Below are 13002 nucleotides of genomic sequence, written 5' to 3' on the forward strand. Positions count from 1 at the left end.
AATACCCGTCCGTTGATAATAGAGTATTCACGGCGTGATTAGATGAAAAAATAACTTTATATTTCATAAGATTATATAGATAAAAGTGATTACACTTTGGGGGTAGTTTGAGAGATGTCCCACCTTTTCATCCCGGTTCGTCTTGATCGTTATCAATTCTGACGCCCTTTCAGACGGTTACCTTCGCTGTCAATCAAAGACGACATCCCTGAGCGGTCAGGCAAGAGATGTCGCCCGCAATGTCGACTTATCAGAGAGAGCTTTCAGGCTCCCACAGGAGAACACCGATGAGTAAATTCCTGGACCGGTTTCGCTACTTCAAACAGAAGGGCGAAACCTTTGCAGACGGGCATGGCCAGCTTCTCGAGACCAATCGGGACTGGGAGGATGGATACCGCCAGCGCTGGCAGCATGACAAAATTGTGCGCTCTACCCACGGGGTAAACTGCACCGGCTCCTGCAGCTGGAAAATCTACGTTAAGAATGGCCTGGTCACCTGGGAAACCCAGCAGACCGACTACCCCCGAACCCGCCCGGATATGCCTAACCATGAACCCCGCGGCTGCCCGCGCGGTGCCAGCTACTCCTGGTATCTCTACAGCGCCAACCGCCTGAAATACCCGCTGATGCGTAAACGCCTGATGAAAATGTGGCGTGAAGCGAAAAAGCTGCACAGCGATCCGGTTGACGCCTGGGCCTCCATTATCGAAGACAGCGACAAAGCGAAAAGCTTCAAGCAGGCGCGCGGGCGCGGCGGCTTCGTGCGCTCCTCCTGGCAGGAAGTGAACGAACTGATTGCGGCGTCTAACGTCTATACCGTGAAAACCTACGGCCCGGACCGCGTGGCCGGCTTCTCGCCGATCCCGGCGATGTCGATGGTCTCTTACGCTTCCGGAGCGCGCTATCTTTCGCTGATCGGCGGCACCTGCCTGAGCTTCTACGACTGGTACTGCGACCTGCCGCCCTCTTCCCCACAGACCTGGGGCGAGCAGACCGACGTGCCGGAATCCGCCGACTGGTACAACTCCAGCTATATTCTCGCCTGGGGCTCCAACGTCCCGCAGACCCGAACCCCGGACGCCCACTTCTTTACAGAAGTGCGCTACAAGGGCACCAAGACCGTAGCCATCACCCCGGACTATGCCGAAATCGCCAAGCTGTGCGATCTGTGGCTGGCACCGAAGCAGGGCACCGACGCCGCGATGGCGCTGGCGATGGGCCACGTGATGCTGCGTGAGTTCCACCTCGATAACCCAAGCCAGTATTTCACCGACTACGTGCGCCGCTATACCGACATGCCGATGCTGGTGATGCTCGAAGCGCGCGACGGTTATTACGCCGCCGGCCGTATGCTGCGCGCCGCCGATCTGGTGGACGCTCTGGGTCAGGAAAACAACCCGGAATGGAAAACCGTCGCCGTTAACCGCAACGGCGATCTGGTGGCTCCGAACGGCTCTATCGGCTTCCGCTGGGGCGAGAAGGGCAAGTGGAACCTGGAGCAGCGCGACGGCACCTCCGGCGAAGAGACCGAGCTGCAGCTAAGCCTGATGGGCAGCCAGGACGAAATCGCCGAGGTGGGCTTCCCGTACTTTGGTGGCGAAGGCAGCGAGCACTTTAATAAGGTGGACCTGGAAAACGTCCTGCTGCACAAGCTGCCGGCGAAGCGCCTGCAGCTGGCGGACGGCTCCTCCGCGCTGGTGACCACCGTTTATGACCTGACAATGGCCAACTACGGCCTCGAGCGTGGCCTGAACGATGCTAACTGCGCCACCGGCTACGACGATATTAAAGCTTATACCCCGGCGTGGGCCGAGCAGATCACCGGCGTTCCGCGCGCGCAGATTGTGCGTATCGCCCGCGAATTTGCCGATAACGCCGATAAGACCCACGGTCGTTCGATGATCATCGTCGGCGGCGGTCTGAACCACTGGTATCACCTCGATATGAACTATCGCGGTCTGATTAATATGCTGGTGTTCTGCGGCTGTATCGGTCAGAGCGGCGGCGGCTGGGCGCACTACGTGGGCCAGGAGAAGCTGCGTCCGCAGACCGGCTGGCAGCCGCTGGCCTTTGCCCTTGACTGGCAGCGCCCGCCGCGCCATATGAACAGCACCTCTTACTTCTATAACCACTCCAGCCAGTGGCGCTATGAGACGGTTACCGCCCAGGAGCTGCTGTCGCCGATGGCGGATAAATCCCGCTACAGCGGCCATCTGATTGATTTCAACGTTCGCGCCGAGCGGATGGGCTGGCTGCCGTCGGCACCGCAGCTGGGCACCAACCCGCTGTACATTGCCCGCGACGCGGAGAAGGCCGGGATGAATCCGGTGGATTACACCGTGAAGGCGCTGAAAGAAGGCTCTATCCGCTTTGCGGCAGAGCAGCCGGAAAACGGTAAAAACCACCCGCGTAACCTGTTTATCTGGCGCTCCAACCTGCTCGGCTCCTCCGGTAAGGGCCATGAGTTCATGCTGAAGTATCTGCTCGGCACCGAACACGGCATCCAGGGGAAAGATCTTGGCGAGCAGAGCGGCGTCAAGCCGGAGGAAGTGGAGTGGCTCGACAACGGCCTCGACGGCAAACTGGATCTGGTGGTCACCCTGGACTTCCGCCTCTCCAGCACCTGCCTCTATTCCGACATCGTGCTGCCGACCGCCACCTGGTATGAAAAAGACGACATGAATACCTCGGATATGCATCCGTTTATTCATCCGCTGTCCGCCGCCGTCGATCCGGCCTGGGAGTCTAAAAGCGACTGGGAAATCTATAAAGGCATTGCGAAGCGCTTCTCCGAAGTGTGCGTTGGCCACCTCGGGAAAGAGACCGACGTGGTGACGCTGCCGATTCAGCACGACTCAAGCGCCGAGCTGGCGCAGCCGCTGGGCGTGCTGGACTGGAAAAAAGGCGAATGCGATCTGATTCCGGGGAAAACCGCGCCGCACATTATGACCGTCGAGCGCGACTATCCGGCCACCTGGGAGCGCTTTACCTCCATCGGCCCGCTGATGGAAAAAATCGGCAACGGCGGCAAGGGCATCGCCTGGAACACTCAGAGCGAGATGGACCTGCTGCGCAAGCTTAACTACACCAAGGCGGAAGGCCCGGCGAAAGGCCAGCCAATGCTGAACACCGCCATCGACGCGGCGGAGATGATCCTCACTCTGGCTCCCGAAACCAACGGCCAGGTGGCGGTGAAGGCCTGGGCGGCGCTAAGTGAATTTACCGGCCGCGACCATACGCATCTGGCGCTTAATAAGGAAGATGAGAAGATCCGCTTCCGCGATATCCAGGCCCAGCCGCGCAAAATTATCTCCAGCCCGACCTGGTCCGGCCTTGAGGATGAGCACGTCTCTTATAACGCCGGCTATACCAACGTTCACGAGCTGATCCCGTGGCGCACGCTGTCCGGTCGCCAGTCGCTGTATCAGGATCATCAGTGGATGCGCGATTTCGGCGAAAGCCTGCTGGTGTACCGTCCGCCTATCGACACCCGCTCGGTGAAAGCGGTGATGGGCGAAAGCGCCAACGGCAACCCGGAAAAAGCGCTGAACTTCCTGACGCCGCACCAGAAGTGGGGTATCCACTCCACCTACAGCGACAACCTGCTGATGCTGACCCTGGGGCGCGGCGGGCCGGTCGTGTGGCTGAGCGAGTCCGACGCTAAAGATCTGGGCGTTGAGGATAACGACTGGATCGAAGTCTTCAACACCAACGGTGCGCTGACCGCGCGGGCGGTGGTCAGCCAGCGCGTGCCGGCCGGAATGACCATGATGTATCACGCCCAGGAGCGCATTGTGAATCTGCCGGGTTCAGAAATTACCGGCCAGCGCGGGGGGATCCATAACTCGGTTACCCGTATTACGCCGAAACCGACCCATATGATCGGCGGCTATGCCCAGCTGGCCTACGGCTTTAACTACTACGGAACCGTGGGTTCTAACCGCGATGAGTTTGTTGTTGTGCGTAAGATGAAAAACATTAACTGGTTGGATGGCGAAGGCAATGACCAGGTACAGGAGAGCGTAAAATGAAAATTCGTTCACAGGTCGGCATGGTGCTGAATCTTGATAAATGCATCGGCTGCCACACCTGCTCGGTTACCTGTAAAAACGTCTGGACCAGCCGGGAAGGGGTTGAGTATGCGTGGTTCAACAACGTTGAAACCAAGCCGGGCGTCGGTTTCCCCAACGACTGGGAAAATCAGGAGAAGTGGAAGGGCGGCTGGATCCGTAAAATCAACGGCAAGCTGCAGCCGCGAATGGGCAACCGCGCCATGCTGCTCGGAAAAATCTTCGCCAACCCGCATCTGCCGGGTATGGATGACTATTACGAACCCTTTGACTTTGACTACCAGAACCTGCGTACGGCACCGGAAGGTAAGCATCAGCCGATTGCGCGCCCCCGTTCGCTGATCACCGGCGAGCGGATGGCGAAGATTGAAAAAGGGCCGAACTGGGAAGATGACCTGGGCGGCGAGTTCGAGAAGCTGGCCCGGGATCGCAACTTTGAGAACATGCAGAAGGCGATGTACGGCCAGTTTGAAAACACCTTTATGATGTACCTGCCGCGCCTGTGCGAGCACTGCCTTAACCCGGCGTGCGTGGCGACCTGCCCGAGCGGAGCCATCTATAAGCGTGAAGAAGACGGCATTGTGCTGATCGACCAGGATAAGTGCCGCGGCTGGCGCATGTGCATTACCGGCTGCCCCTACAAGAAGATTTACTTCAACTGGAAGAGCGGCAAGTCTGAGAAATGCATCTTCTGCTACCCGCGTATCGAAGCCGGTCAGCCGACCATCTGCTCTGAGACCTGCGTCGGCCGCATCCGCTATCTCGGCGTGCTGCTGTACGATGCGGACGCCATTGAAAGCGCGGCCAGCACCGAAAACGAGAAAGATCTCTACCAGCGCCAGCTGGACGTCTTCCTCGATCCGCACGATCCGGCGGTTATTGAACAGGCGCTGAAGGACGGCGTACCGCAGAGCGTTATCGACGCGGCGCAGCAGTCGCCGGTGTACAAAATGGCGATGGACTGGAAGCTGGCCCTGCCGCTGCACCCGGAATATCGCACCCTGCCGATGGTCTGGTACGTGCCGCCGCTGTCGCCGATCCAGTCCGCCGCCGACGCGGGCGAGCTTGGCAGCAACGGCATTCTGCCGGACGTGGAGAGCCTGCGCATTCCGGTTCAGTACCTGGCTAACCTGCTGACCGCGGGGGATACCCAGCCGGTGCTGCTGGCGCTCAAAAGAATGCTGGCGATGCGTCACTACAAGCGCGCAGAGAGCGTTGACGGTAAAGTCGACACCCGGGCGCTGGAAGAGGTGGGCTTAAGCGAAGCGCAGGCCCAGGAGATGTACCGCTATCTGGCTATCGCCAACTATGAGGATCGCTTCGTGGTGCCGGGCAGCCATCGCGAGCTGGCCCGCGACGCCTTCCCGGAAAAGAGCGGCTGCGGCTTTACCTTCGGCGACGGCTGCCACGGGTCGGAGAGCAAATTCAACCTGTTCAACAGCCGCCGCATCGACGCCGTTGATGTCACCCGCAAAACGGAGCCGCGCCAATGATTGAATTACTCATTGTTTCGCGCCTGCTGGAGTACCCGGATGCCGCCTTATGGCAGCATCAGCAGGAGTTTTATGATGCGCTGGCCGCCTCAGAAAACCTCAGCAAAGAGGATGCCCACGCCCTGGGCGTCTTCCTGCGCGATTTAACCGCCCAGGAGATGCTGGACGTCCAGGCCAGCTACAGCGAACTGTTCGATCGCGGCCGCGCCACCTCGCTGCTGCTGTTCGAACACGTGCACGGCGAGTCCCGCGATCGCGGTCAGGCGATGGTGGATCTGATGGCTCAGTATGAGCAGCACGGCCTGGTGCTGGACAGCCGCGAGCTGCCGGACCACCTGCCGCTCTATCTGGAGTACCTGGCGCAACTGCCGAAAAATGATGCGCTGAACGGCCTGCAGGATATCGCGCCGATCCTGGCGCTGCTCAGCGCCCGTCTGCAGCAGCGTGAAAGTCGCTATGCCGAGCTGTTCGATCTGCTGCTGAAGCTGGCCGATACCGCCATCGACGGCCGCAAGGTTGCAGAGAAAATCGCCGACGAGGCGCGCGACGATACCCCGCAGGCGCTTGACGCGGTCTGGGAAGAGGAGCAGGTGAAATTCTTTGCTGACCAGGGCTGTGGCGACCCGGAGATCACCGTGCACCAGCGTCGTTTTGCCGGTGCCGTTGCGCCGCAATATCTGAATATTTCCACCGGAGGACAGCAATAATGCACTTCCTGAATATGTTCTTCTTTGACATCTATCCCTATATTGCCGGGGCGGTTTTTCTGATCGGCAGCTGGCTGCGCTATGACTACGGCCAGTACACCTGGCGCGCCGGCTCCAGCCAGATGCTGGATCGCAAAGGGATGAACATGGCGTCGAACCTGTTTCATTTCGGCATTTTAGGTATCTTTGTCGGCCACTTCCTCGGGATGCTGACGCCGCACTGGATGTATGAGTCTTTCCTGCCGCTCGAGGTGAAGCAAAAGATGGCGATGATCGGCGGCGGTGCCAGTGGGGTAATGATGCTGGTCGGCGGCGTGCTGCTGCTGAAACGGCGTCTGCTCAGCCCGCGGGTGCGCGCCACCACCACCGGCGCGGATTTCCTGATCCTCTTCCTGCTGGTGGTTCAGTGCGCGCTGGGACTGCTGACCATTCCGTTCTCCGCTCAGCATATGGACGGCAGCGAGATGATGAAGCTGGTGGGCTGGGCGCAGTCGGTGGTGACCTTCCACGGCGGCGCGTCGGCGAACCTGGACGGCGTGGCGCTTGTTTTCCGCCTGCACCTGGTACTGGGTATGACCCTGTTCCTGCTGTTCCCGTTCTCGCGTCTGGTGCATATCTGGAGCGTGCCGGTTGAGTACCTGACCCGCAAATACCAGATTGTACGCGCCCGTCGCTGAGGCCGGCATCGCGTGAGGCTCTGCGCAGAGTGCAGGGCCGCGCGCTGCAAGAGGGGTTAATCGATCCTTTAACCGTTTATCGATCCGGAAATGTTCTCATTTCCGGATTTTTTTACGCCTGTCTTTCTCCCGGCGGCTCTGCGGCTGCGGTAAATGGCCGGTCCGGGATCTGATTCAAACGCTGTGCCCAACCCGAACTACAGGTATGTCCCGCATCCGTTCACAGGCGTCGCTGGCGGACATTGGATCTACCCAAAATCATTCAGGTTGCATCAAGGCGGCAAGAGAATGAGTCTCCGGGAGCATAGATAGCTATGTGACCGGGGCGAATGACAAATCTGTCGGGAGCAGATTTGAACGCCGTTTAGCGGCGGCCCGTCAGGGCGAGCCTCATGGATGAGACGAGTGACCCGTAGCCAACGCTGAGGCAGCCTGAAGGATGAAGGGTGGGGGAAGGATTACTCGGCGCAAGCGCCTTCGCCCTTCGGGTCGTTGCCTGCGGCAACGCTTTCTCGCTACGCTCGAATCGAACCTTAATCGAAGGTTCTCGTCCTTCCCCCTCAGGAGAAAAACGGGGCGCTGAGCACTGGCCTGACAATGAAGATACAGAGAAGAGTGGTGGTGGGGGAAGGATTACTCGGCGCAAGCGCCTTCGCCCTTCGGGTCGTTGCCTGCGGCAACGCTTTCTCGCTACGCTCGAATCGAACCTTAATCGAAGGTTCTCGTCCTTCCCCCTCAGGAGAAAAACGGAGCGCCGAACATTGAGCTGACGATGAGGATACAGAGAAGAATGGTGGTGGGGGAAGGATTCGAACCTTCGAAGTCTGTGACGGCAGATTTACAGTCTGCTCCCTTTGGCCGCTCGGGAACCCCACCAGGGGAAATATAGTGCCTGAAATTACACAATCATGAGTATTGGGGGAAGGATCATTCGTCGCTCCGCTCCTCACCCTTCGGGCCGTTGCCGTTGGCAACGTTCTCTCGCTTTCGCTCGAGTCGAACCTTAATCGAAGGTTCTCACCCTTCCCGACAGGTGAAAGAATTAACACTGCCTGTCGGTGTGACTACACTGCCGTAGTGAATAATGGTGGTGGGGGAAGGATTCGAACCTTCGAAGTCGATGACGGCAGATTTACAGTCTGCTCCCTTTGGCCGCTCGGGAACCCCACCAGGGGTAAATTCATTTTACTTAACGTATGCTGAGTACCGCCTGCAGCAATGCGTTTATTGACCCGCTTCCTTGTGAGAAGCGGGGCGCATCATATCAAATGACGCGCTGCTGTAAAGATCCCGATTGATAAAAATAAACTGGTTGCCTGATTTTTACACGCCACGGCGCAAAGCTAACCAGTTTAGGCCGTGTCCCTTAACCGGTGGTTAAAGGATAATCGTTCGGTTGCCGTAGACAAATACGCGCTGGGCCAGCACCTGATACAGCGCCCGGCTTAATACGTTCTTTTCTACGTCCCGCCCCGCGCGCATCATGTCCTCGGCCGTATAGGTATGATCGACGTGGATGACGTCCTGCATAATAATCGGCCCTTCATCCAGATTGTCATTGACGTAGTGCGCGGTGGCACCAACGATCTTCACCCCGCGCTCATAGGCCTGGTGGTAGGGCCGCGCGCCGATGAAGGCGGGCAGAAAGGAGTGGTGAATATTAATAATTTTATTCGGGAAGCGGGCAACAAATTCGGGTGTCAGTACGCGCATATATTTCGCCAGCACCACGTAATCCGGCTGATGCGCTTCGATGGCGTCAGCCATTTTGCCGTCATGCTCTTCGCGGGTAAGCCCTTCGTGACCAATAAACTCAAAAGGAATAGCAAAACGCTCCACCAGCGAGCGCAGCGTCTCATGATTGCCGATGACCGCCGCGATTTCGACATCCAGCCCGCCGTAGTTCGCCTTCATTAACAGATCGCCCAGACAGTGGGCCTCTTTGGTCACCAGAATAACAATACGCCGACGCCCTGCGGGATTCAGTTCGCGAACCGAACCGGCGGGCAGGGCACCGTCGAGATCGGCCAGCAGGGTGGCGTCGTTAAAAATCCCCTCCAGCTCAGTACGCATAAAAAAGCGGCCGGTACGGTGATCCACAAATTCATTGTTCTGCACGATGTTCAGCTCGTGCTTGTAGCAAATATTTGTAATACGCGCGATCAGGCCCTTCTGGTCAGGGCAAATGGTGCGCAAAACCTTGCGTTGTAGTGCTTGCATGCGGGATCCTGTTGTGAGTGTTTGCCGTGTTATATCCGCCGTACGTTCAACTGGCCTGAAAACAGGCGTCTCCGTGCCGGAGACGCTGCAGTGGTGAAGCCAGAATGAGTGCGGATGCCGTGCCGTCAGCCGTTACTGGCCGCAGCACTTTTTAAATTTTTTGCCTGACCCGCAGGGGCAGGGGTCGTTCCGTCCCAGCTGAGGGCGCGTGCCGTCGATATAGTACCATCGGCCCTCTTCTTTTAAAAAACGCGAACGTTCCACAATCGCTCCGGTGCGGCCCTTTTCGCGAAAGCGAGCAACAAAGCTGACATAGCCCGTTGTACCATCCTCATCGGTGGACTGTCCGAAAATGGACAAGCCCAGCCATTCGGTGTCGGCGAAACCGGCAATGATGTCATCGCGAAAGCGCGCCGCGCCGCAGGCGGGGTGCCAGCTTCTGATAAGGTGATCTGCGTTTTTCATCACAAAAGCGCTATAGCGAGAGCGCATCAGACGCGACGGATCGGCTGCGGCTTGTTCTCCGGACACAACTGGCCCGCAACATAGGCTATACTCGACAGCGCTGCCGCAGGGACAAAGATGAGGCACGAATTATCTCCCTGAAATAAAAGATAGGGCGTAAAAACGCCGCGGTAGCGCTATGTTAACTGAGCCGTGGCGATGTTGCTACGCCTGCAAGCCAGGGGACGTTTTGGGATACCATGAGAAAGTTTAAAATAGGATTAGCGCTAGGTTCCGGCGCAGCAAGAGGCTGGTCGCATATCGGTGTTATTAAGGCGCTGAAAAAATTGGGCATCAGTATTGATATTGTTGCCGGATGTTCAATTGGCTCGCTGGTTGGTGCCGCCTACGCCTGCAACAGGCTCCCCGCCCTTGAGCAATGGGTCTGTTCATTCAGCTATTGGGACGTGCTGCGCCTGATGGATCTCTCCTGGCGCAGGGGAGGGCTGCTGCGGGGCGAACGGGTGTTTAACCGCTATCGCGCTATTATGCCGGTAGAGGATATCACGCACTGCGGGCGGCGGTTCGGTACCGTAGCGACCAACCTGAGCACCGGGCGCGAGCTGTGGTTTACCGAGGGCGACCTGCATCTGGCGGTCCGCGCCTCGTGCAGCATTCCAGGACTAATGTCTCCCGTCTCACACAATGGCTATTGGCTGGTTGACGGCGCGGTCGTCAATCCGGTGCCGGTCTCCCTGACCCGGGCGATGGGTGCCGATATTGTCATTGCGGTCGATCTCCAGCATGATGCACATCTTATGCAGCAGGATTTGCTGTCACTGAACGTCAGCGGCGACAGCGCTGAAACCGAAGCGGACGCGCGCTCGTGGCGCGCGCGCTTAAAAGAGCGTCTGAGCAACGTTACGGCCCGCCGCGCGGTTAGCGCGCCGACGGCAATGGAGATCATGACAACGTCAATTCAGGTGCTTGAAAATCGTCTGAAACGCAATCGTATGGCGGGCGATCCGCCCGATATTTTGATACAACCGTTCTGTCCGCAAATATCCACACTGGATTTTCATCGCGCTCCGGCGGCGATTGCCGCCGGGCAGTTAGCGGTAGAGAAAAGGATGGATGAACTTTTACCTCTGGTGCGCGCTGGGGATTAACGCATCTTTTTATCTACACTTAAGCAAATTCTGACAGGCACTGGCGACAATAACATGCCACTATTGATTAAAGCCAGTCAGGGGAGAGAACATGACGCAGCCATTGGTCGGGAAACAGATTCTTATTGTTGAAGACGAGGCGGTATTCCGCTCGCTTCTGGACTCATGGTTTTCCTCTTTGGGAGCGACGACGGCACTGGCGAATGACGGGCTGGAAGCTTTGACGTTACTGGAAAGTATTACGGCAGATTTGATTATCTGCGATCTCGCTATGCCAAGAATGAACGGTCTCAAACTGGTAGAACACATACGCAGCCGCGGCGACCAGACGCCAATTCTGGTCATCTCGGCGACCGAAAATATGTCCGATATAGCCAAAGCGCTACGGCTGGGGGTTGAAGACGTTCTGCTCAAGCCGGTTAAAGATCTTAACCGGCTACGGGAGGCCGTTTTTGCCTGCCTCTATCCAAATATGTTTAATTCCCGGGTAGAGGAAGAAGAACGGCTGTTTCGCGACTGGGATGCGATGGTGGAAAATCCCGTCGCTGCCGCAAAGTTACTTCAGGAACTACAGCCGCCGGTTCAGCAAATTATTTCCCACTGTCGGGTTAATTATCGGCAGCTGGTTTCTGCCGATAAGCCCGGCCTGGTGCTGGACATCGCGCCGCTTTCGGAAAACGATCTTGCCTTTTATTGTCTGGACGTCACGCGAGCCGGGGATAATGGAGTGCTGGCGGCGCTGCTGCTGCGGGCGTTATTTAACGGACTGCTGCAGGAACATCTGGCGCACCAGGACCAGCGCCTGCCGGAATTAGGGGCGTTATTGAAACAGGTAAACCATCTGCTTCGCCAGGCCAATTTGCCCGGACAGTTCCCGCTATTTGTGGGGTATTACCACAGCGGCCTGAAAAACCTGATCCTCGTGTCCGCCGGTCTCAACGCCACCTTAAATACCGGCGAGCACAGCGTTGCAATCAGTAATGGAGTTCCGCTAGGGACATTAGGCAATACTTATCTCAATCAAATTAACCAGCGCTGCGAGGCCTGGCAGTGTCAAATTTGGGGAGCGGGCGGCCGTCTTCGTCTGATGTTGTCTGCGGAATGAACAAACGAAAGCGCTGGCGTAAATTGCTTTACCCTGTCGTTGTGCGCGGGTGTTACTATCGCCGCCAGTTTTTATAAGTATTCGTCTTAATTATACCCCTCCCGTCCTTTCCGGACCTGAGACCTGCATCTGCCCTGATATACTTGGATGCAATACAGATTGATGAACACGTTCAATAGATGAACAGTCCAGGAGAAGTTAAATGGCTGCCCTTAATTCGAAAGTCAAAAAGGCCGTTATCCCGGTAGCGGGATTAGGCACCAGGATGCTGCCGGCAACAAAAGCCATCCCGAAAGAGATGCTGCCGCTGGTTGATAAGCCATTAATTCAGTATGTGGTAAATGAATGTATTGTGGCCGGCATTACCGAGATCGTGCTGGTGACTCACTCTTCGAAAAATTCCATTGAGAACCATTTTGACACCAGTTTCGAACTGGAAGCGATGCTTGAAAAACGGGTTAAGCGCCAGCTGCTGGAAGAGGTACAGTCTATTTGTCCACCGCACGTGACCATTATGCAGGTTCGTCAGGGGCTGGCGAAAGGCCTGGGCCACGCGGTTTTGTGCGCGCATCCTGTGGTTGGTGATGAGCCCGTTGCCGTGATTCTGCCGGACGTTATCCTCGATGAATTTGAATCAGATTTGTCTCAGGACAACCTGGCGGAGATGATCCGCCGTTTTGATGAAACCGGCAGCAGCCAGATTATGGTTGAACCAGTGGAAGACGTGACCGCTTACGGCGTGGTGGACTGCAAAGGCGTGACGTTAACGCCGGGCGAGAGCGTGCCGATGGTAGGCGTGGTTGAGAAGCCAAAAGCGGACGTTGCCCCGTCTAACCTGGCCGTCGTCGGCCGCTATGTGCTGAGCGGCGATATCTGGGCGCTGCTGGCGAAGACGCCTCCGGGAGCGGGCGATGAAATTCAGCTGACCGACGCCATCGACATGCTGATCGAAAAAGAAACCGTTGAAGCCTATCATATGAAAGGCAAGAGCCATGACTGCGGTAATAAATTAGGCTATATGCAGGCCTTTGTTGAATACGGTATCCGCCATAATACGCTTGGCGCTGAATTTAAAGCCTGGCTTGAAGATGAGATTGGTCTTAAAAAGTAACAAGTT

At 57.2% G+C, this 13002-nt stretch carries 9 protein-coding genes, 2 tRNA genes and 3 other RNA genes; 7 read left to right on the forward strand and 7 right to left on the reverse strand.

Features of this window, described 5'->3' with window-relative positions:
- The first annotated feature begins 287 nt into the window (after positions 1 to 287).
- The 4 genes from GJV78_RS08520 to narI are packed head-to-tail and all read left to right on the forward strand — an operon-like array spanning position 288 to position 6947.
- Positions 288 to 4031, forward strand: a complete 3744-nt coding sequence (locus tag GJV78_RS08520; RefSeq protein WP_155107927.1) for a nitrate reductase subunit alpha — start codon at positions 288 to 290, stop codon at positions 4029 to 4031.
- The gene (narH, locus tag GJV78_RS08525; RefSeq protein ID WP_155107928.1) at positions 4028 to 5563 is read left to right on the forward strand and encodes a nitrate reductase subunit beta; all 1536 of its coding nucleotides are present in this window, start codon (positions 4028 to 4030) and stop codon (positions 5561 to 5563) included. Before GJV78_RS08520 ends, narH begins: the two co-directional genes overlap by 4 nt.
- Positions 5560 to 6270, forward strand: a complete 711-nt coding sequence (gene narJ, locus GJV78_RS08530; protein WP_155107929.1) for a nitrate reductase molybdenum cofactor assembly chaperone — start codon at positions 5560 to 5562, stop codon at positions 6268 to 6270. The genes narH and narJ overlap by 4 nt, the downstream gene beginning before the upstream one ends.
- Entirely contained in the window at positions 6270 to 6947 is a 678-nt protein-coding gene (gene narI, locus GJV78_RS08535) for a respiratory nitrate reductase subunit gamma (RefSeq protein ID WP_155107930.1), read from the forward strand. Before narJ ends, narI begins: the two co-directional genes overlap by 1 nt.
- A gap of 441 nt (positions 6948 to 7388) precedes the next feature.
- On the opposite strand, the gene GJV78_RS08540 is transcribed toward narI, so the two are convergent.
- The 7 genes from GJV78_RS08540 to GJV78_RS08570 form a co-directional block, all read right to left on the reverse strand.
- Positions 7389 to 7519: non-coding RNA, RtT sRNA (locus tag GJV78_RS08540), on the reverse strand.
- 44 nt (positions 7520 to 7563) lie between these two features.
- A non-coding RNA gene (locus GJV78_RS08545) (RtT sRNA) lies at positions 7564 to 7694 on the reverse strand.
- A 44-nt stretch (positions 7695 to 7738) separates the two neighbouring features.
- Positions 7739 to 7823 (reverse strand) — tRNA-Tyr (locus GJV78_RS08550).
- A 34-nt stretch (positions 7824 to 7857) separates the two neighbouring features.
- Positions 7858 to 7989, reverse strand: a non-coding RNA gene (locus tag GJV78_RS08555) — RtT sRNA.
- A 43-nt stretch (positions 7990 to 8032) separates the two neighbouring features.
- Positions 8033 to 8117, reverse strand: a tRNA-Tyr gene (locus GJV78_RS08560).
- A gap of 207 nt (positions 8118 to 8324) precedes the next feature.
- A complete protein-coding gene (gene purU, locus GJV78_RS08565) occupies positions 8325 to 9167 on the reverse strand; it encodes a formyltetrahydrofolate deformylase (protein ID WP_155107931.1) in 843 nt (280 codons plus the stop codon).
- Positions 9168 to 9299: 132 nt separating this feature from the next.
- Complete coding sequence (locus GJV78_RS08570) at positions 9300 to 9758, reverse strand: YchJ family protein (protein ID WP_167519464.1); 459 nt, start codon at positions 9756 to 9758, stop codon at positions 9300 to 9302.
- A 113-nt stretch (positions 9759 to 9871) separates the two neighbouring features.
- Between GJV78_RS08570 and rssA the strand changes: the two genes are divergently transcribed.
- The 3 genes from rssA to galU all read left to right on the forward strand — a co-directional run bounded on the left by rssA (position 9872) and on the right by galU (position 12996).
- Complete coding sequence (gene rssA, locus GJV78_RS08575) at positions 9872 to 10780, forward strand: patatin-like phospholipase RssA (protein WP_155107932.1); 909 nt, start codon at positions 9872 to 9874, stop codon at positions 10778 to 10780.
- Positions 10781 to 10871: 91 nt separating this feature from the next.
- Positions 10872 to 11885 carry a two-component system response regulator RssB gene (gene rssB / locus GJV78_RS08580; protein ID WP_155107933.1) on the forward strand — a complete coding sequence of 338 codons (1014 nt, stop codon included), beginning with the start codon at positions 10872 to 10874 and terminating at the stop codon, positions 11883 to 11885.
- A gap of 202 nt (positions 11886 to 12087) precedes the next feature.
- Positions 12088 to 12996: a UTP--glucose-1-phosphate uridylyltransferase GalU gene (galU, locus tag GJV78_RS08585; protein WP_155107934.1), complete on the forward strand. Its 909-nt coding sequence runs from the start codon at positions 12088 to 12090 to the stop codon at positions 12994 to 12996.
- Positions 12997 to 13002 lie beyond the last annotated feature (6 nt).

Origin of the sequence: Intestinirhabdus alba, from assembly GCF_009711095.1 — a bacterium.
In the GTDB taxonomy this organism is placed as follows: Bacteria; Pseudomonadota; Gammaproteobacteria; order Enterobacterales; family Enterobacteriaceae; genus Intestinirhabdus; species Intestinirhabdus alba.